This window comes from Bacteroides sp. MSK.20.82 (assembly GCF_019052485.1).
In the GTDB taxonomy this organism is placed as follows: Bacteria; Bacteroidota; Bacteroidia; order Bacteroidales; family Bacteroidaceae; genus Bacteroides; species Bacteroides thetaiotaomicron.
Genome location: NZ_JAHQUN010000004.1, coordinates 282294 through 302761 on the forward strand (window position 1 = coordinate 282294; position 20468 = coordinate 302761).

The window sequence follows — 20468 nt, forward strand, 5'->3', positions numbered from 1 at the left end:
ATCGGAACATTCCAATTACGATTGTATAGTAAAATAAGCCTGTTAGTTATAAAATATCATTAAAACTATGACTTAATATCAAGTTTTCCCATTCAACGGTAATATTCAAACACTTAAACGAGTGATAAAATAGTAGCATATGCAACTAGTTTTATATCCGGGCACGTACATCCTATTAAACACTCCCCATTTGCCTGAAGCGGAAAAGTTTTCGGCAAGAAAATTATAAATTCCTTAATTTTGCCACTTTGTTAAATGTCAGCAGAAAAAATAAGAAGCAAAAAACACTCTTCTGATAAAAAAAGAAGAAATTTGCTGCATTATTAATCCTAAAAATTATGGTAAAAAAAACCTTTTGGCTTTTGCCGAAAAAATCGGCAACTTTACGTTAAACGTAACAATGGTAGACAAAGCAGGCAATCCGTTGACAGTAGATGATATATCTCAATGTCACCTACCCGGATTCCCCATCTTATTCACTCAAAATGAATTACTTGAAATCCTTGCAAAAGAGATTTTCAAGCAACAGTTTCTTTGGAAATCCGTACAGGATAAAGACATCAAAGAGTGCAACAAAGAAGAACGGATCATCAAGCAGATACCGCTGATGCCACGCTGTCCGGATGTACTGAAAGGGCTGTTCCATTGCATCGAAATCCGCGACGAACGCTCTCCGAAGCATGCCATAGCCTATAAAAGCTGTCTGGGAAAACTGGAGGAGATGGTGAAAGACCAATGGGACGATTGGAACAGAAATCAGTCCTAATAATCGATTTGGTAAAAAAAGAGAAGTTCCTACCTTCGCAGCCGGAAGCCCGTGATAACTACACCACCCGCTTCCGGCAACTTATATATTATATTTCAAATGAGAAAGCACATGTACCAAGTGTCACTATTTATCAACACTTGGAGTAAAACTCCCACGACTATAACTTTTGAAGATTTTTTCGCAATGGTACGCAACGGACATTGGAAAGTGCCTACGGAAGGCCACCGCAGCTGTCTGGCAAAAGACCGCAAACACGACGCGCAAACCATCAAAGACAGCATGGCATGTGTCATCCCCGCAGGCATATGCAAGAATGGACACGCAAAAAACAACCTTACCTCCCTGTCACTCGCACTCTGCATCGACATCGACCATACGGACGAACAGACAAAGGATATTTTCGTACGTGCCTGCCTGCTCGAATACGTCCTGGGAGCGTTTATCAGCATCTCCGGACGTGGTGTTAAGTTGTTCATTCGTATAGATATCGATGGAGTAAACGATTATCCTGCCATTTATGAAGCGACTGCAAAGCTCGTTTCCACCGTTCTCGGCGTAGAGAACGACGAGAAATGCAAGGATATCACCCATCCCTGCTTCGGATCATACGACCCGGACGCATACTACAACGGTGACGCAAAGGCCGTCAACGACTTTCTGCCGAACGGTGCACTCACTCCGCGCGTCACCTACGCTCCCGTCACTTCCGCTCCCCGCACCACCTGCACTCCCACCTCTTTCTCCAACGGACATCCGCCTGCGATGCCGGGTAACCGGATTTCCGCCGCTCCCTTCGTACAGTCCTACCTCACCCTCTACCCTGCCGCAACGGGCGACCGGAACGGAACCGTTTTCCGGCTCAGCTGCGCTGCCTGCAAACGCGGCATCGACCGTAACGAACTGACCACCGAATTGGTTCGCACCTTGGAAGAAGACAACTTCCGTGAGCCCGAAATCGCACGTACTGTAAAATCAGCTTACCAGAATGTAATGACTGCGGCAGAGACGGAAAGCTTTGAAAATCCTCCTTCAAATTCCAGTAAAGTCCAAAAGTCCGTTATAGGATTTTCAGAAAACGAAAATCCGGCAGAAAAGGAGGATGAAATCATCGGAGAAGAGCTCAGAGAGCAGACTCCGACCTTTCCTGACGAAATTTACGATCTCATTCCCGCCATCTTCAAGGAGTGCGTCTCCATCGCAAGAGACGAGCGTGAAAGGGACGGACTCTTGTTGTCATGTATTACCACGATAAGCAGCATGCTCCCCAGTGTAAGCATCCGCTACAACCGACGGAATTATCAGCCCAATATCTACTGTATCGTCGTAGCTTCCTCCGGTGCCAACAAGAACCTCATCGGCTATGGCATACGCCTGCACAAGCACTATTGTGAGTATTGGGAGAAGCAGAGTCTGAAGATCGAAAAGGAATACAAGAAAGCACTCAGGGACTACACCCTCTCCTTGCAGGCGATACGCAAAAAGAATACTGCCGCCACCAACCTGCCGGACGAACCGGAGGAGCCGAAGCTGGCATTTCCGCTGATCCCTGCCGACATCAGCCGTGCACAGCTCATCACTCACCTCATCAACAACCAAAGTTGTTCTTCCTTGCTCACCAGTACCGAAGCCAGCAGCGTCAGCACAGCCCGCAACCAAGATTACGGACACTTCGACGATATCCTCTGCAAGGCATTCGAGCACGAACTGATCAGTTCGTCCTACAAGATCAACGGACGACATCCGCTGAAAGTGGAATATCCCTCCCTGTCGGCTTTTCTCACCGGTACTCCATCCAGCCTCATTTTATTCATCCCGACCATGGAGACAGGGCTGTACAACCGCTTTCTGATCAATACTTTCAGACTTCCGGCAGCATGGCAGGATGTGTTCGCGGAGGAAAAGGTGCGGGCGGACGATCTCTTCAACGAGTTGTCCATGCGCTTCGCACAGATGGCATTGTTTCTGAAAGATTCTCCTACGGAAGTAAAGCTGACAGATACACAGAAAAAAGAATTCAACCGGGTATTCACGCAACTGCTCAAAGATACGGACCAGTTAGGTAATGATGACCTGCTGGGGGTGGTGAAACGTTATGGAGTGATAACGGCACGCATCTGCTGCATTTTCTCCGCCATCGACAAGGGAACCATGAGAATGGAAACACCCGAAGTATACTGCTCGGACGCGCATTTCAAAGCAGCGCTCGCCATCGTGCTGTGTTGCTTCGAACATAGTAAACTGGTCAGTACTTCGGTAAAAAGCTCTGCCGAAGATACGAAACCATTACAATCGCCCGATAATCTCTCGCGACTTCTGACGAAACTCAAAAAGAGTTTTTCAGCCAAAGAAGCATGTGCTTTGGGAGAGGAATTGAACCTCTCAAGAAGCACCGTTTACTACTTATTGAATAAAGGCATTAAAGCAGGGAGAATCAGCAAGTTAGGTCACGGTTCGTATATTCTGAAAATCTAATATGGACTTTCTGGACTTTACTGGACTTTGAAAGGGGAAATTCGTGACTTTTACTTCATTGTCACAAGAAAAAAAACAATAAGTCTTATTAGCATATCGAAATTAGCTATTAGCAAAAACAAATTAGCTAATAGCTAATCGAAATATGCTAATAGCTAATTTCTTTTTCTTCCTTACAGACGGACGACTCATCGAAAAACAGATTCACGGCTCATCGAGAAACTTCACGATCAGCCTCACCTGTCTGCTGCTATAAGCATGATCGTTTTTTCCTTCTCCACCGCTATACATAGCGTCATAAAGTTCTTTATTATTTCTGATCCATCCCCGTAGTTTCTGCATGGCATAAATCAATGGCAAATGTGGATTGTACTTGTGAGCCAGCTCCGACTTCAAATACGGACGGATGACAAACGGTTCTTCTTCCGCTTCTTCTTTTTCTGTTTTCATATCGTTGTTTTTAAGTTCTTTCGTACTCCAAATATACTAAAACATATTTGCGCACACAAGCAAATAAGTAAAATAAAATCAATCAGAAAGAAAGTAAATACATTCTGAAAGAAAGTACGACGAAGTACGATAAAGTACGTATTCTCATGGCTTAAGAATAGGCTACCTTTGACACATCGAAAGAAAGAAACAGAGCTCATTCTCTCTCCCGACACTGATCGAGTGACAGCAATCAGTAATTATTAATTTATATTTTTCTAAATCTTTAATTTATCATCATGGCAATACCATTTAAAAGAATGGGTCGTAAAGACCCGCGAAAAATTGACGGGGTGCTGAAGTACCACCCCCAACTGGTGACGATGGGCCAAAGTGTAGACCTTGACGGCATCGCCTACATCATGAAAGACAAGAGTTCCCTCTCCCTGGGCGACATCCAAAGCGTACTGACCAACTATGTGGAGGCAATGCGAGCGGCGCTCTTCGACGGAAAATCGGTCAATATCAGAGACTTCGGTGTATTCAGCCTATCCGCCCATACGCTGGGAGCAACCACGAAAGAAGAGTGTACGGTGAAGAATATCAAATCTATACAGATCAACTTCCGCCCTTCCAGCAGCGTCCGCCCCAACCTAACGTCTACCCGTGCCGGTGACAAGATCGAGTTTCTCGACCTCGAAGCCCCGAAAAAGAAGAAAGGCGACGGATCAGGAGAGGACAACACCCCCGGTGGCGGTGGAAACGAAGGCGGCGGAGGCGACGAGGAAGCTCCGGACCCGACAGTGTAAGAAGTGGAGAGTTGAGAGTTGGTAATCAATGTACGAGGGATTGATAGTTAGAATTAGTGGCTTTATGAGGAAGATTCATTTAATTGTGATTCACTGTTCTGCAACGCGGGCAGACAAGGAGTTGACGGCTTTTGATCTGGATACGATGCACCGCCGGCGGGGATTTAACGGGACAGGTTATCATTACTATATCCGCAAAGATGGAACAACGCATCTTACCCGTCCGGTGGAACGGATCGGGGCACATGCGAAAGGTTTTAATGCGGAGAGTATCGGAATTTGCTACGAAGGCGGCCTGGACTGCCGGGGACGCCCGGCGGACACACGGACACCGGAACAGCGGGCAGCGCTCCGGCTGCTGGTGCATCAGTTGCAAGAGAGATTCCCCGGTTGCCGGGTGTGCGGTCATCGCGACTTGTCGCCGGATCGCAACGGTAATGGAGAGATTGAGCCGGAGGAGTGGATCAAGGCGTGCCCGTGCTTTGAGGTAAAGGAGGAAAGTTATGCCTTGTAATCGGTCATTCGGTAATGATTCACTTAGTAATCAATCATATAAAGAGTCGGAAAGGAGGTGTGTAGAGTTATGGCAGTCAAGAGATCCCTTTGGGATACCATTTTGAAAGTAGTCATCGCGGTGGCTTCGGCAGTGCTGGGTATTGTAGGCGGTAATGCGATGAGTCTGTAAGATCAGAGAAATAACAATGTCATAAACGTGAGAGAGAGGATGCAGGTTCAGACTTCTGTCCTCTCTCTTTATTTATAAATCTAAGTACAGTATAAACGTTGATATTCTTCCTAGAAAGAAGGAGTTATCATCAGAAGTAGTAGCGCAGCCCACCCAGCAGGTTAAAGCGGGTGATTCCACAACGTTCGTCTTCTTTCAGCAGCATCCAGTCCTGTTTGGGCATACTTCCACCGATCCCGTTCAGAGTCAAGCCGAGTCCCCAATTAGATGAAAGCATGTACTCAAATCCTAATGTGGCATGAAGGCCGAATCCGGCAGCATTGTAGAAAGGATCATGATAAAGGAAAACGCCGACACCAACGCCTGATTTTAAGATCCATCTGTCAAATTTTGTACGGCTTACCCACTCCGGAGCTATATAGGAGAACATCATATCGCCACCGGAGAATGACTTCTTGAAACCAGCATATTGAAGTCCGATTCCCATCCCACCGTTCCAGACATGTTCGTAAGCGAGCTTCCATTCAACTCCTCCTTTCGAATCTAACGCCCTACCGTTGATATCATAAATCTTGCTGATCACCCATCCATATCCGAAGCTCGCTTCAAACGTGTTGGCAGGCGCTTTTCTGCTTTCTGCATAGTCTTTAGCAATAACCAGGTCGAGATCTATTACGTCTTGTACAGGATTTGTTTTCAGTGTATCCACACTTTTATCCGACAACCGCAGCATCAGTCCGGAAATCTGATGACAGGAACTTCCCCAAAAAGAAGGTTTCTGGTGATTAGTGATGGCGAGTCCATTGCCACCAATCTTTCCTGTAGCCTCTTGTGCAAGATGTAATACCTGATCATAACGGCAATTCGTAGAAGTACCCCGATCCACTACTGATACACGCCCGATAGTCTCGGCTGTATTGGGCACTTTTTCTCCCAAACCGATGACATAGACCGAATCTGCCGGAATAATATCCGGATAGGTTCTTACAATGTTAGTGACCACTTTAGGTGAACAGGAAGTCAGTAATAGCATAGCAGTAGCTGCCAATAGTTTAGTCTTTTTCATGTTTTTCATTATTAGTTATATAAGAGGAGATGATGAGAGAGAATCAAAAGCAATATTCACTATCCTTTTGCTTTTGACTCACTCTCATTCTTTTTTATTTAGTACACCTCTACTTTCTCGGCGATTCGTTTCGCTTTATCACGCAACGCATCCAGATCGGAGTTCAGCGGTGCATAGCAAAGTACGACTCCCATGCGACGGTTGACGCGGGTAAACGGCTTGCCGAAGATGCGCAGATAAGTGTCTTCTTCTTTCGTCACTTCTTCCATGCCACGATATTGAGGACGTTCCTGACTCGCTATCGGAGAAAGGATAACGGCACTTGCACCGATCCGCTCCTGCTTGATGCCGGGGATGGGCAGACCGAGTACGGCACGCAGGTGAAGTTCGAACTCATTCAGATTCTGCGTTCCTGCCAATGTCACCATGCCCGTATCGTGCGGACGGGGAGAAAGCTCGGAGAAGTAGACTCCGTTTTCATGGCTCAGGAAGAATTCCACTCCCCAAAGTCCGGCACCAGTCAAGGCACGGGTTACTTTTTCCGCCATTTCTTCGGCTTCTTTCAAGTGTGCAGGGTCGATGTGTGCAGGCTGGAAACTCTCACGGTAGTCACCGCCTTTCTGTACGTGTCCGATAGGAGGACAGAACAGCGTAGGTCCGTTTTTCTGTGTAACGGTGAGCAGGGTGATTTCACTGTCGAACTTGATGAATTCTTCGATGATCAGTTCGCGGATATCGCCACGGCTGCCACTGCATCCATATTCCCAGGCATGTTCAAGCTCGTCGGCACTCTTGACGAGAGACTGTCCTTTGCCGGAAGAAGACATCAACGGTTTGACGACACAAGGGAAACCGATTTTGGCGGCTGCTTCCTTCAGTTCGTCCAGTGTCTTGGCATAAAAATAGTTGGCTGTTTTCAAGCCGAGTTCTTTGGCGGCAAGGTCACGGATCGCCTTACGGTTCATCGTGAAGTTGACGGCACGGGCACTGGGCACTACCTGAATTCCTTCTTTTTCAAAGTCATAGAGACGCTCTGTGCGGATGGCTTCTATCTCCGGAACGATGATGTCCGGATGATGTTTTTCTACAACGCGTTCCAATGCTTCACCGTCCAGCATGTCGAAGACTTCAAATTCATCGGCAACTTGCATAGCAGGTGCTCCGGCATAAGAATCACAAGCAATGACGTGTTGCCCCTTGCGCTGTGCAGAGATCACAAACTCTTTTCCTAACTCTCCGGAACCGAGTAACAGTATTTTCTTCATTATTTTGAGTGTTTTATGTTAGTGATGCAAAATTAGTATATTTCTTTTTATTAATGACGTACCTTAGGATATTTATTGTGGAAACGGAAACCGAGTCCGAGCATCAGATAGTTGGGCGTCTGGAAGTTCTGCAAATTGTATCCGATATGAAGAAAGGAACTGCGGGTAACGGCTATTTTCAATGCAAGAATCTGGTAGAAGCCTCTCATATCGCCACGGCTGAGCACGTTGGCTCCCATGCCGACACCGATGGTAAAATAAGGCATCACATATTCCGCACGTCCCGAAAGTCCCAAGGCCAGCTGATGCTGAATGCCCGGTTTCAGGAACTCACGTTTAGAACTGCTGCTCCCATATTCCACAATTACATCTTCCCTATATACATTGGCACTGCCATCATAAACACCGTCCAGTGAAGCTCCCACGCGAAACTTATAACCCAGATTATACATCGGGGCAAAATTGAATCCGGCAACGGGATACGCATTGGGAGATGCGATCTGCTTCTCTCCTACCCACACTCCCTTTCGACGCCATGACCCGAACAGCACGACATCATAACTGATATGGCGGGGAAAACGGGTGGTGACAGGCTGATAGAGTGATTTCGAGAGGTCTTCTTCCGTACGATTGAAATTGTAGACGAGTCCGATCTTGGCTCCGGCAGTATTGATTCCGGCATTCGGGAATTTAGTGTTACCATTGGAGAAGTGCGTGAAATCGCCTCCGACAATCAGATCGAAGTAACGGGAAAACGCCCAGTTTATGTAAACTCCGGCATTGATATAAGCATTCATCCGTGAACCGACCGCACCATTATAGGAATTATAATAATTGTCGTATGGCTTCCATCCGGCGGACAAACCGAAATTCCACTCATAATTGAGCGAGGCACGGGGAGAGAAACGGGCAATTCGTGCTCCTTGAAACACATAGAATGAGAAAGGATCGCCCAACTGTTTTTTATCACCAAAGGTGGTAAGGGATACACCGATACCCTGATAAGCTCCACCGTAAATACGGTCGGCACAAGTATTGGGGCGAAACTTGAACGAGTATTTCAAGTGGGCAGCAAACGATGTCTGAATCGGTTTCCAGCGTTCGTTCTCTCCTTGCAGGAAGGGGTTGGTAGGAAATACATATTGCGGACGGGCTTCCATTCCCAAACGATGGATAAAACCAGAAGACTCCTGCCCTGCCAAAGGAGTCTTCGGCAGGCAAAACATGATGGAACAAAGAACGATGGTTTTCCATCTCAGGGTCTTGTTTCTCATAGTGCCGTCATTGTTAGTCTTCAGTTCCTGACGGTTTCATAAATCAAGGGTCTCAATAAACTTGGCAACATGATAACCATCCATCAGTCCGTGATGACAAGTGACGGAAATGGGGAGCATCAGCTTCTCTCCTTCCCGAAAGTATTTTCCGGTGGATATTTTGGGGACGCTATCGCCCGAACGCATGTTCGTAGGGTGTTTCATATCTGTAAAGGCCAGCCATGGGACAGCCGAATAGTGAATGGCGTTGGGATGGAAAGTTCCTCCTTTGTTCAGTCCGGTGGTGGCTTGCAGCCGCTCCATTTCGGTTTTCGCCTTACGGATAAAAGTGAACTCATCGGGATCGTACTCAAAGGCGGCAAAAGAAAAAGTATGATCGGCACGCCCTACTGTCGCTTCGGGAAGAAGACTGTCATAGCAGACTACCTTGTCGCCCTCGATGCGGTAACGGAATTCCTCGACTTTGCTTGCGGCAGTGATGATACGATGTAATAGTAAAAGAGAAAAGGAGACGCCTTTGTCTTTAGCCTCCTGATAAGAACGGGTACAGTCTACATGAACTGTCACTCCGAAAAAGGGATCATCGAATGCGCTGAAATGTTCAAAATGCTCTTTTCTGTTCCATGTTGCAATGTCAATGATCTTTTCTATCTGATTCATCCTAAATACTCTTTTTATTATAAGTAGTGACTAAAAAGTCGGTTGTATCTACACTAGGGCTGACTAAAAGTCGGCAGTATCTTAAATCTCCTCCTTCGGGAAGGAGGAAATTTAAGATAGTACTGACTTTTTAGTCAGCCTCTCAGATTTTGCTTTTACTTAATTAGTAATTATAATGATTGGGAGAGACATTTGTCTGTATCTGCCATTCGGACGACCGCGGAGGAGGAAGAATGACAGACTGGACCCAATCTTGTTTTAAATCCTACTGATGCTGTTCGCGCAACAGGTCGTTCACCGTTTTCACCGGATTGAAAGTGGTAAGAGGAACTTCTACGAATACTGTGTTCCAGTCGCTCATCGCACCATTCCATAAGCCGGGAAGTTCAAGCGCTTTCAGGTCTTTTCCGTTCTTTGATTTATAAGAAATGAAGCCGGTCGCCTTATCTACATATTTCACCAGGTCGAACTTGTGACCTTTATAATCGCGTACGGCACAAACCAAGTCTACCGGATTGAAGTGCGTACCCTTTTCGAACATTTCCTTTTTGGCAGGATCGTTCATGTCGATCTGAGAGCTTTCGAGGATTTGCAGTGAGATAGTTCCGTCACTGTTATAAGCAAGGAACGGACCGCCACCCGGCTCACCTACATTCTTCACCATACCGCATACACGCATCGGACGGTTCAATTTGTTCTTCAGGTAGATCACCAGTTCGGCATCTTCGAGGTTCTTCGTTTCGGGATTCTTGCAGAAAAGTTGTTTTTGCAGGAATTGGAGAATTTCCATGATTTGCTCGTGCGTATACTTTCCGCTGTCGAGCAGTTCGAGGTATTCGAATGCCTTTTTCTGCAAGGACACGAGTACGCCGGCAATCAGTTTTTTATAAGTAACGGTGTCGGCTTTCAGTTTATCGGGTACTACGTTGTCGATATTCTTGATGAAGATAATGTCGGCGTCGAGATCGTTCAGGTTCTCGATCAGTGCACCGTGACCACCCGGACGGAACAGGAGTTTGCCGTTGTCGCGGAACGGTTGGTTGTCCATATCGGCAGCGATGGTATCGGTATTCGGTTTCTGTTCGGAGAAGGTGATGTAATAGTCTACTCCGTAGCGTTTGCCAAATGCTTCGGCTTTCTCTTCCACCAGCTTCTTGAAGAGTTCGCGATGCTCGGTAGAGACGGTGAAGTGTACGTTGACTTTTCCACTCTTTCCGGCTGCATACATAGCGCCTTCGGCAAGATGTTCTTCCAGTGGAGTACGTGAACCTTCGGGATATTTATGGAATTTAAGCAGACCTTTCGGAAGTGCTCCGTAGTTGAGTCCGGCAGTTTCGAGAAGGGCAGCTACTACAGCTTTGTAATTACCTTCTTCCATCAGCCCCGGAATATCTTTTCCGGCTGTACGCTGACAAGCTACATTCAAGTCGTCGAAGAAAGCAAAATCCCTGATTCCGTCGAAGAATGCCTGCTCAAACTTTGTAGTAGGTTTGTCATACTCTGCGGACAGAAACTCGAACAGATTCTTGAACATACGACTGGCAGCGCCCGAAGCAGGAACAAACTTCACGATGATTTTATCCGTATTCTTATAAGCATCCCATGCAGCCAGATATGCGTTCTTTTCTTCTGCGTCAGGAGCCAATATGCCTTTTTCTATGGAAGCGGCAGCATCCAGTTTCAAATAAGGAAAACCCGTCTGGAAGCAAGCCAGCTGTTCTGCTATCTGCGCCTCCGTGATGCCTTTCTTGGCAAGCAACTCTTTGTCCTGTGTCGTTATCATAATATCTATTTTTATTAATTGATGCCCAAAAATACAAAATGTTATTTACTTCTTGCCGAATAACCGGGAAAAAAAGTAATTTTACGTCGAATTAACAAGATTGAATATGGACGACTTTTTTACATCAGAGGAAAAGAAGGAGCTTTTTTCACTCTACAGGCATCTGTTGCAATCTGCCGGAGATACGATTTTCTGGAGGGATTGCCAAAAATTAAAGAAACATCTTATCAAAGCCGCCCAGTGTAACGGGCTGCAACGCAATAACTTCGGGATGAATCCCGTCATCAGAGATTTACAAACGGCGGTCATCGTAGCCGAAGAAATCGGCATGAAAGGTTCGTGCCTGATCGGCATCATGCTTCACGAAATAGTGAAGGCACATATCCTGTCTATCGAAGAAGTGAATGCCGAATATGGCGAAGATGTGGGAAGTATCATCAAAGGCCTGGTGAAAACAAACGAACTGTACTCCAAAAGTCCGGCGATCGAATCGGAGAATTTCCGCAATCTCCTGCTCTCTTTTGCCGAAGATATGCGCGTCATCCTGATTATGATCGCAGACCGTGTGAATATCATGCGCCAGATCAAGGATACAGGCAACGAGGAAGACCGGGTGAAAGTGGCGAACGAAGCTGCTTACCTGTATGCTCCGCTGGCACACAAGCTGGGACTTTACAAACTGAAATCGGAGTTGGAAGACTTGTCGCTGAAATATACGCAGCGGGAAACTTACTATTATATAAAGGAGAAGCTCAACGAGACGAAAGCATCCCGCGACAAGTATATCGCTTCTTTCATCGATCCTATCCAGAAGAAGGTAAAGGAAGCCGGACTGAAGTTCGACATCAAGGGACGTACCAAATCCATCCATTCCATCTGGAACAAGATTCAGAAGCAGAAGACTCCGTTTGAAGGTATCTATGACTTGTTCGCTATCCGTATCATTCTGGATTCCGAACCGGACCCGGCCAAAGAAAAGCAGGAATGCTGGCAGGTCTATTCTATCGTAACGGATATGTATCAGCCGAACCCGAAACGTCTGCGGGACTGGCTCTCGATTCCGAAGAGCAACGGTTATGAATCGTTGCACATCACTGTGATGGGTCCGGAAGGCAGATGGGTGGAAGTACAGATCCGTACCCGCCGGATGGACGAGATCGCCGAACGGGGACTCGCCGCCCACTGGAGATACAAAGGTATCAAAGGGGAAACAGGACTGGACGAATGGCTGACTTCGGTACGTGAAGCGCTTGAAAATGCGGATAACGACTCACTGAAAGTAATGGATCAGTTCAAGATGGACCTTTACGAAGATGAGGTATTCGTATTCACGCCTAAAGGAGACTTATTCAAACTTGCCAAAGGGGCTACTGTGCTCGATTTTGCATTCCATATTCATAGCAAACTGGGATGCAAGTGTATCGGTGCGAAAGTAAACGGCAAGAATGTACAGCTCAAACAGAAACTGAACAGCGGTGATCAGGTAGAAATCATGACGTCGAATACCCAGACTCCCAAACAAGACTGGCTCAACATCGTGACGACTTCCAAAGCCCGCACCAAGATACGGCAGGCACTCAAAGAGATGGTAGCACGCCAGCACGATTTCGCCAAAGAGACACTGGAACGGAAGTTCAAAAACCGGAAGATGGAGTATGACGAAGCCACCATGATGCGTCTGATCAAGCGGCTGGGCTTTAAGAATGTGACAGAGTTTTATCAGAAGATTGCTGACGAGACATTGGATGTCAACGACATTCTGGATAAATACCTTGAACAGCAGAGACGGGACAATGACACGCACGACGAGATTGTGTATCGTAGTGCCGAAGGATATAATTTGCAGGCAACTCAGGAAGAACCTAGCTCAAAAGAAGATGTACTGGTCATTGATCAGAATCTGAAAGGACTGGAATTTAAACTGGCCAAATGCTGTAACCCAATCTATGGGGATGATGTATTCGGATTTGTAACCGTGAGCGGAGGTATCAAGATTCACCGGGCAGACTGTCCGAATGCCAATCAGATGCGCGAACGGTTCGGATACCGGATTGTTAAAGCGCGTTGGGCTGGCAAGTCAGTCGGTACGCAGTATCCTATTACGCTGCGCGTAGTAGGTCATGATGATATCGGCATTGTTACCAATATTACTTCCATCATTTCCAAAGAGAATGGAATCAGTCTGCGGTCCATCGGAATCAATTCCAACGACGGACTATTCTCCGGAACGCTTACGGTCATGGTGGGTGATACCGGACGACTGGAAGCGCTGATCAAAAAGCTGCGGACAGTGAAGGGAGTTAAACAGGTAAGCAGAAACTAAGCACTCTATGCTAACAGCAAATCTGTTGACAGGTCTTTAATAAAAAGACTGGCATTATCTCCGTCAGGATAACGCCAGTCTTTTTATTTATGATAGACAATCATGTCACGGAAATAGTGCGAAACGATTTATCTCACTTTCTTTCTCTTATAATATGGATATGTAACCAGTATAAAGAAAATCAAAGCGATCACAGCTACCACCTGTCCTGTATAGAGCATCTTATCCGCTTCCAAATCGAAGTAACACGCAACAGCTATTCCGGATGCGAATCCGACTTCGCTGGCCAACAGATGAGTGGTATTTGCCGTACCCCGCTGACAATGATGTGACAGTTTCACGAACATGACCAGAAATTCCGGCATCACCAACCCCAGTCCCAAACCCAAGAGTATGGAAGGTACGCCTACCGGAAAGCCGGAGGCCAGTAGAGTGATGGCTACAATCTCCAGTATGATGCCGACGAGCACCAGCCGCAAAGTTTTTTCTTTCAGAATAAACAGACGCGCCAGCAGCAGGGAGGCAAGATATCCGATGCCCGTACCGACAAAGAACGGTATAGGGATTCCACTGCTTCCCCATACGGAATCGTTAAGGAAACGGTGTACAAGCGGAATCAACAACCCCGGAACGAAGGTGATCAGAATCATATTGATGGCAGGCACCCATCCCCGCAACAGCAAAAAGCGATCGAATGAATAAAGCCTGGTCACAATCGGTGCACGGAAAGGCACATACACTCCGGATACCATCAAAACACCTGCTGCTCCGGTAATCACCGATACGGACAATAGATTTTTAAAGGAATAGCTCTGATAAAGCCAGACACCCAGAACAATGCCTATAATCATCCCCAGACGTGCCATCCAGGAGAAACTGACATTTCCGGCACTGCGAAGTGTAGCGTTCGTTATGTCAATGGCAAGTGTGATTCCTGCGGTGGTAGCGATTCCGAAAGCCAGTCCCTGTACGGTGCTCAACAAGATAAGTTCCGTGATGTTCGTCACAAAGGCGTATCCTGCCGTTGCTGCCACCATCGTGGCAAAAGAGAACATACATACGTACTTACGCTTATAAGCATCTACGAGATAAGCATGGAACGGACCGATAAGGAACATTCCTAAAGTGAAAAAAAGAAAGATCACTCCTGTCTGTGCCACCGGTACTCCGAGACGGTCTGCCATCTCAACGGAAAGTACCGGAAACAAGATATACAAGGAGATAAACAACAGCAAATTAGCTACGCATATCCGCATAAAATGAACTGTCCACAATTTAACTGCCATATACTGTTTTAATATTGTTCCTTCTCGTTAGGGAAGTCGCAATTCTTCACGTCGGATACGTAACGGCTGATAGCGTCAGTCATCACCGTATACAGGTCTGCATAACGACGTAAGAAGCGCGGACGGAATCCGTTGTTCATTCCAAGCATATCCTGAATGACCAATACTTGTCCGTCAACATGACCACCGGCACCAATACCTATAATAGGTATCGTCAGTTCGGAAGCCACACGTTCTGCAAGAGTAGCCGGTATCTTTTCGAGTACGATGGCAAAGCAGCCTGCCTCTTCGAGAAGATGAGCATCACGAATCAGCTTTTCAGCTTCGTTGTCATCTTTGGCACGTACCGTGTAAGTACCGTATTTATTAATAGACTGAGGCATCAGTCCCAAGTGTCCCATCACCGGAATACCCGCACTGATGATACGCTTCACCGTATCGATGATTTCTTCTCCGCCTTCCAGTTTCAAAGCATCGGCATGGCTTTCCTTCATAATGCGGATGGCAGAAGCAAGACCTTCCATTTCGTTACCTTGATAGGAACCGAAAGGCATGTCTACTACGACCATAGCGCGTTTTACGCCACGTACCACTGATTTAGCGTGATAAATCATCTGGTCGAGAGTTATAGGCAATGTAGTCACGTTACCTGCCATCACGTTGGAAGCGGAGTCGCCTACCAAAATTACGTCCATTCCCGCACCATCTACGATCTGTGCCATTGTGTAATCATAAGAAGTAAGCATAGATATTCTTTCGCCTCTTTGCTTCATTTCAACCAGGCGATGAGTAGTCACCTTTCTTGTGTCATCTGATATATAACCAGCCATGTTTCTTAAATTTTAAATTAAAACTAGAAATTAAATAAGGCGTCAACGCCATCAAAAATTGCGGCAAAGTTATAACATTTCTTTCATAAGTGAGAAAGAAAAAGAAAAAATCCTTTCAAACACCTCCCCAAGTTAATGAGAAGGCGGCCAAAAGGACAAATCAAGAAGATAACAAGAAAAAACTAACGATGCAAAGCCAATAAGTGTTCAAAGGTCATTTCCGAAAAGTCATCTATTATATAATGTGCCTTTCCGGTGATGGCCTCTCTTGTATTGGTAGTGGCAAGACCGATAACGGTGGCACCGGAAGTCATTCCGGCTTGCAGACCGTGGAAGGAGTCTTCGAACACGTACGAGTTTTCGGGAGTAGCACCGAATATTTCCATACCGAGCAGGAAACAGTCGGGAGCGGGTTTGGAACGGGCAAACATTTCTCCGGTCAGGATGCGGTCTACCATTCCTTTAAATTCGGGATGGGCGTTATAGACGTTTTGCATCTTCTCTTCGTTGGAGCTGGTTACAACGGCTATTTTTGCTCCGTGTTTACGAAGATCGGCAATAAAAGCTTCTACACCGGGGATGTACTCATAGGACATGCTTTTCTCATAAATATTGAGTCCGGCCGTAATCTCTTGTTGAGCTTCGGGGAGGTCCGAGAAATATTTCTCGTAAATCTGGGTCAGCGTCTGTCCCTTGATACGACGGCCGAAGTCTTCTTCATTCAGATATTTACGCCCTTGTTCATCCCAGAAAACAGTGTACTGTGTTTCCGTATCCATGATGACACCATCAAAATCGAACAGTGCCGCAATTGTCTTTGTTGTATCCATACGTAATCTTTCTTTTTACCTAAAACGTTAAACCTTGTGTATTGAATTGTGCAAAGTTCCGAATAATCATCGAATCAGGCAAATAATTCGTACCTTTGCCCCACTTAAAAAAACGTAACATTCGTTTTCATCCAACAATCCATACGAGCGCATGAGCAAAAACGATCCGCACATATTAGGAAAAGAAAGCATCGGTAAACTACTGTTGCAATACTCCATTCCCGCTATCATCGGGATGACAATCACGTCTATCTATAATATCATCGACAGCATCTTCATCGGTCACGGTGTGGGTGCGATGGCTATTGCCGGACTGGCGGTGAGCTTTCCTCTGATGAATCTGGTCGTTGCTTTCTGTACACTCGTTTCGGCGGGTGGTTCTACCATCGCTTCTATTCGCCTGGGACAGAAAGATATGAAAGGGGCTACGGAGATTCTGTCACATACGCTGATGCTCTGTATCACAAATTCTTTCTTTTTCGGTATCCTGTCTTTTATCTTTCTTGATGATATACTGACTTTCTTTGGTGCCAGTCCCGACACACTGCCTTATGCACGGAGTTTTATGCAGGTGATTTTATTGGGAACTCCCATCACATACACGATGATCGGTCTGAATAATGTGATGCGTGCCACCGGATATCCGAAGAAAGCGATGCTTACTTCTATGGTAACGGTAGTAGCAAATATCATCCTCGCTCCTATCTTTATCTTTCACTTTGAATGGGGAATGCGGGGAGCGGCTACAGCAACGGTTATCTCACAGCTGATCGGAATGGTATGGGTGGTGAGCCACTTCTGCAAGAAAGACAGTACGGTGCATTTTGAGGGAAAGGTCTGGAAAATGAAAGGAAGGATTGTAGAGAGTATTTTCGCTATCGGCATGTCTCCTTTCCTGATGAATGTCTGTGCTTGTGCCATCGTTATCGTGATTAATAATAGTTTGCAGGAACATGGAGGCGACATGGCTATCGGTGCTTACGGAATCATCAACCGGTTGCTGACGCTTTATGTCATGATCGTATTGGGACTGACGATGGGCATGCAGCCGATTGTAGGCTACAACTTCGGAGCACAGAAGATAGACCGGGTGAAACAGACGCTAAAGCTGGGAATTATTTCCGGTGTAGTGATTACAAGCAGTGGCTTTCTGATTTGCGAGTTTTTCCCTCATGCAGTATCGGCAGTCTTCACGGATAGTGATGAGTTAATCGGACTTGCGGTGGACGGTCTTCGGTTGACTGTACTTATGTTCCCGTTTGTAGGAGCACAGATTGTAATCGGTAACTTCTTCCAAAGTATAGGCAAAGTAAAAATAAGTATTTTCCTTTCGTTGACGCGGCAGTTGCTTTATTTGCTGCCTTGCCTGTTGTTATTCCCGCATTGGTGGGGACTGAAGGGAATATGGATCAGTCTGCCGGTATCGGACTCTTTAGCATTTATTACGGCAGTTATCAGTCTGATGATTTATATAAAGAAAGTATCGAAAGAACATCCGATAGCGGATAAAGTGGCGGAATAAAGCAAAAAGGACGCTATGCTAAAAGATATATCAGTATGAAAAATATTTAGGCACGAATACACGGATTAAGATTACTTCTGCAATGAATGCATCTCATAAAAGCCGCGTTAATCCGTGCCTAAAAGATAATAATATTCTTATTCGCTCTTTATACTTTTCACCGGATTCTCATTGGCGATGTGCCACGCTTTCAACACAACGCAAACTACGATCAGCAATAAGACAAACAGCGCCGTACCCACAAACAATAACGGGTTCATATAAATCTGTTCGGCAAACTGGTCAAGCCATGCCTTTCCGACAAAATAGGAAACAATGGTACCAATCAATATGGAGGATGCGGAGACATACAGAATCTCGCGTATCAACAGACGCAAAATATGAGAAGCTTCGGCTCCATTCACTTTCCGGATAGCTATTTCTTTGCTTCGACGTTGCGTTTCATCATTCACATATCCGATCAATCCCATTATTACAATCAGCAGAATAAAGCTTGAAGTGATCCAGACTGAATTACGGAAACGATATACACTCTTGTATATATCCTTTATCATACCGTCTACAGAACTGAAATGCAAGGCTACATTCGGAAATGTCTTATCGGCAAACTCGTTCAGACGTTTCAGATTTTCATCATACGGCTCTTTCAAACGGACATCAAATACATGATTGGTATTCTCCGATCCTATCAAGACAATAGGTGCCTGAGTTGAAAAGAAGCTATAGTTGCGGACATCCCGGAAGACACCGACAATCGTACCCTGTATATCATTCAGTTTCTTTCCTACCGCCCCATCTGTCCATTTCATCAGACGTACCAACTCTTCATTCACCAATAAATCGTCCTGTTTCTTAAGAGTGCTGCCTTCGATAATCTTTATTCCCATTACTTCGGGATAGTTATAACTGCAATAATTAAAGTTAAGTGTAGCGATTCTTTTACCGTCATTACTCATCAGTCCGCGTGTCCAGTACTGTCCGATTACTCCGCTTGTAGCAACAGCCACTCCCTCTACCATAGGCTGGCGACGCAGTTCATCGGTGACATGCTCTACCGTTTCTTTCGGCAACCAGGTTCCTGCCTGAACCAGTCCCGGAACGTTTATTCCCATATCGCGGCTCATCAGATGGTTGTATTGCAGGAGCGTTACCAGCAACAGCCCCAAAACAAATGAGACACCTGTGAACTGTATAAACAATAACGAACGTTTCCAACCCGTTTTACCATCAGAGTAACGACGGAACACCTGCGTGACTGGTATACGCGAAAACAGCCGTCCCGGTATGCCACCTGCCAAAAGGAAAAGTATCACAATCGTAAGCAAAGGCACCCATAGTGTCTCCCACGCAAAAAGTGAGGATAGACGGACAGAAAGCAAATCTTCGATTATTTCATGTGCGTTGACTATCAGCAGAAGACTAAGAAGTACGGAAAAGATAACAAGGATTCCTGTTTCTGCCAAAAACATGCCGAAGATATTTCCGGAACTGGCACCACTGCATTTATGTACTCCTACTCCTTTGGCACGACGGCTTAGGGTGGCAATAGATATCAGCATATAATTCATGATGGCCACAAAGAAGATAGCGAATCCCAGAAAGCCATATATGATCAAACGCTTCTGCACATCGGAAGATATCAAATGATACTTCACCAATGGGATGACACTGAAATTCATTTTCCAGTCATCATACTGGGCAGGAGTGTATTTTTCGATTACCCGTTGGATGTTGTCATTCACCTTGTCAATATCCGCAGCATTACGCAGGCGAAGAAACGTGTAAAAGACATCATTTCCCTTCCAGCCATATCCTCCCTGATATCCTCCATCCCGATGGATGGAGACAACAAAGTCGTGAGTGAGCACCGTATTCTCCGGCATATCCTTGTATACACCACGAATAGTAAAATCATTTTGCCTGTCTGCTTTAAGAATTTTACCGATAGGGTCCGCATCTCCAAACGTTTCACGGGCAAAATGCTCTGACACAAACACACTTCCCGGCATGATCATATCTTTCGGGTTCCCTTTTAAGACAGGGATACCAAAAGTCTGGAAGAAACAAGTATCAGCGTATATATAGTTAACGTCCGATAATAATTTGTCTTCGTAATATATACTCATCCCTTGTCCGGTGAGGACACAACTGGCAAACTCTATTTCTTCGGGCATATCCTGCGCCAAAGTAGATGCAACCACATCAAAAAGTGTGTAATCATAATTGTTGCCGTCGTCTCCCATTGTCTCCCCCGTGCTAAGGTTAGTGGTCAGGCAACGTGCAATAGCCAGTCGTTCCGGTTCCGGATAGCAACGTTCATAACTCAATTCAAACGCAATCTGCGAAAAGAGCAAAATACCAATAGTAAGTCCCAGCGAAAGAGAAATTACCCTGATGATATTTGTGCCGCGTTCGCGCAGTAAGGTTCGGATGCTATAATAGATTTGTCTCATTGTCGTTCCGGT

Annotated in this window: 17 protein-coding genes; 7 read left to right on the forward strand and 10 right to left on the reverse strand. The window is 45.9% G+C overall.

Going from position 1 to position 20468, the window contains the following annotated elements:
• The first annotated feature begins 400 nt into the window (after window positions 1–400).
• Window positions 401–766 (forward strand): hypothetical protein, encoded by a 366-nt coding sequence (locus KTR07_RS07010; protein WP_008761387.1) that lies wholly within the window; start codon window positions 401–403, stop codon window positions 764–766.
• A gap of 99 nt (window positions 767–865) precedes the next feature.
• Window positions 866–3241 (forward strand): DUF3987 domain-containing protein, encoded by a 2376-nt coding sequence (locus KTR07_RS07015; RefSeq protein WP_117859913.1) that lies wholly within the window; start codon window positions 866–868, stop codon window positions 3239–3241.
• Between the two features lie 204 nt (window positions 3242–3445).
• Here KTR07_RS07015 and KTR07_RS07020 read toward each other — a convergent pair whose 3' ends face one another.
• Window positions 3446–3691 carry a DUF4248 domain-containing protein gene (locus KTR07_RS07020; protein WP_008761384.1) on the reverse strand — a complete coding sequence of 82 codons (246 nt, stop codon included), beginning with the start codon at window positions 3689–3691 and terminating at the stop codon, window positions 3446–3448.
• 278 nt (window positions 3692–3969) lie between these two features.
• On the opposite strand from KTR07_RS07020, the gene KTR07_RS07025 reads away from it, so the two are divergent.
• The 3 genes from KTR07_RS07025 (at window position 3970) to KTR07_RS07035 (ending at window position 5164) form a co-directional block, all read left to right on the forward strand.
• Window positions 3970–4479: an HU family DNA-binding protein gene (locus KTR07_RS07025; RefSeq protein WP_008765585.1), complete on the forward strand. Its 510-nt coding sequence runs from the start codon at window positions 3970–3972 to the stop codon at window positions 4477–4479.
• Between the two features lie 64 nt (window positions 4480–4543).
• On the forward strand, window positions 4544–4993 hold the full coding sequence (locus KTR07_RS07030) for an N-acetylmuramoyl-L-alanine amidase (RefSeq protein ID WP_016267798.1): 450 nt from the start codon (window positions 4544–4546) through the stop codon (window positions 4991–4993).
• Between the two features lie 69 nt (window positions 4994–5062).
• Window positions 5063–5164, forward strand: a complete 102-nt coding sequence (locus KTR07_RS07035) for a smalltalk protein (protein ID WP_149192761.1) — start codon at window positions 5063–5065, stop codon at window positions 5162–5164.
• 130 nt (window positions 5165–5294) lie between these two features.
• Here KTR07_RS07035 and KTR07_RS07040 read toward each other — a convergent pair whose 3' ends face one another.
• The 5 genes from KTR07_RS07040 to KTR07_RS07060 all read right to left on the reverse strand — a co-directional run bounded on the left by KTR07_RS07040 (window position 5295) and on the right by KTR07_RS07060 (window position 11212).
• Window positions 5295–6230: a hypothetical protein gene (locus tag KTR07_RS07040; protein ID WP_008765583.1), complete on the reverse strand. Its 936-nt coding sequence runs from the start codon at window positions 6228–6230 to the stop codon at window positions 5295–5297.
• A gap of 98 nt (window positions 6231–6328) precedes the next feature.
• The gene (gene purT, locus KTR07_RS07045; RefSeq protein ID WP_008765582.1) at window positions 6329–7495 is read right to left on the reverse strand and encodes a formate-dependent phosphoribosylglycinamide formyltransferase; all 1167 of its coding nucleotides are present in this window, start codon (window positions 7493–7495) and stop codon (window positions 6329–6331) included.
• A gap of 50 nt (window positions 7496–7545) precedes the next feature.
• The gene (locus KTR07_RS07050; protein ID WP_229033023.1) at window positions 7546–8721 is read right to left on the reverse strand and encodes an acyloxyacyl hydrolase; all 1176 of its coding nucleotides are present in this window, start codon (window positions 8719–8721) and stop codon (window positions 7546–7548) included.
• An 84-nt stretch (window positions 8722–8805) separates the two neighbouring features.
• A complete protein-coding gene (locus KTR07_RS07055) occupies window positions 8806–9429 on the reverse strand; it encodes a chloramphenicol acetyltransferase (protein ID WP_217315296.1) in 624 nt (207 codons plus the stop codon).
• A gap of 265 nt (window positions 9430–9694) precedes the next feature.
• Window positions 9695–11212 (reverse strand): DUF4301 family protein, encoded by a 1518-nt coding sequence (locus KTR07_RS07060; RefSeq protein WP_008765579.1) that lies wholly within the window; start codon window positions 11210–11212, stop codon window positions 9695–9697.
• Window positions 11213–11318: 106 nt separating this feature from the next.
• Between KTR07_RS07060 and KTR07_RS07065 the strand changes: the two genes are divergently transcribed.
• A complete protein-coding gene (locus KTR07_RS07065) occupies window positions 11319–13535 on the forward strand; it encodes a bifunctional (p)ppGpp synthetase/guanosine-3',5'-bis(diphosphate) 3'-pyrophosphohydrolase (RefSeq protein WP_048698493.1) in 2217 nt (738 codons plus the stop codon).
• Between the two features lie 128 nt (window positions 13536–13663).
• On the opposite strand, the gene KTR07_RS07070 is transcribed toward KTR07_RS07065, so the two are convergent.
• The 3 genes from KTR07_RS07070 to KTR07_RS07080 form a co-directional block, all read right to left on the reverse strand.
• Window positions 13664–14821 carry an MFS transporter gene (locus tag KTR07_RS07070; protein WP_055298344.1) on the reverse strand — a complete coding sequence of 386 codons (1158 nt, stop codon included), beginning with the start codon at window positions 14819–14821 and terminating at the stop codon, window positions 13664–13666.
• Window positions 14822–14829: 8 nt separating this feature from the next.
• Window positions 14830–15651 carry a 3-methyl-2-oxobutanoate hydroxymethyltransferase gene (gene panB / locus KTR07_RS07075; RefSeq protein ID WP_008761374.1) on the reverse strand — a complete coding sequence of 274 codons (822 nt, stop codon included), beginning with the start codon at window positions 15649–15651 and terminating at the stop codon, window positions 14830–14832.
• A gap of 182 nt (window positions 15652–15833) precedes the next feature.
• Window positions 15834–16481, reverse strand: coding sequence for an HAD family phosphatase (locus KTR07_RS07080; protein WP_008761373.1), 648 nt, complete (start codon window positions 16479–16481; stop codon window positions 15834–15836).
• A 151-nt stretch (window positions 16482–16632) separates the two neighbouring features.
• Between KTR07_RS07080 and KTR07_RS07085 the strand changes: the two genes are divergently transcribed.
• Window positions 16633–18003: an MATE family efflux transporter gene (locus KTR07_RS07085; RefSeq protein ID WP_008761372.1), complete on the forward strand. Its 1371-nt coding sequence runs from the start codon at window positions 16633–16635 to the stop codon at window positions 18001–18003.
• A 137-nt stretch (window positions 18004–18140) separates the two neighbouring features.
• Here KTR07_RS07085 and KTR07_RS07090 read toward each other — a convergent pair whose 3' ends face one another.
• Complete coding sequence (locus KTR07_RS07090) at window positions 18141–20456, reverse strand: FtsX-like permease family protein (RefSeq protein WP_011107404.1); 2316 nt, start codon at window positions 20454–20456, stop codon at window positions 18141–18143.
• Between the last annotated feature and the right edge of the window lie 12 nt (window positions 20457–20468).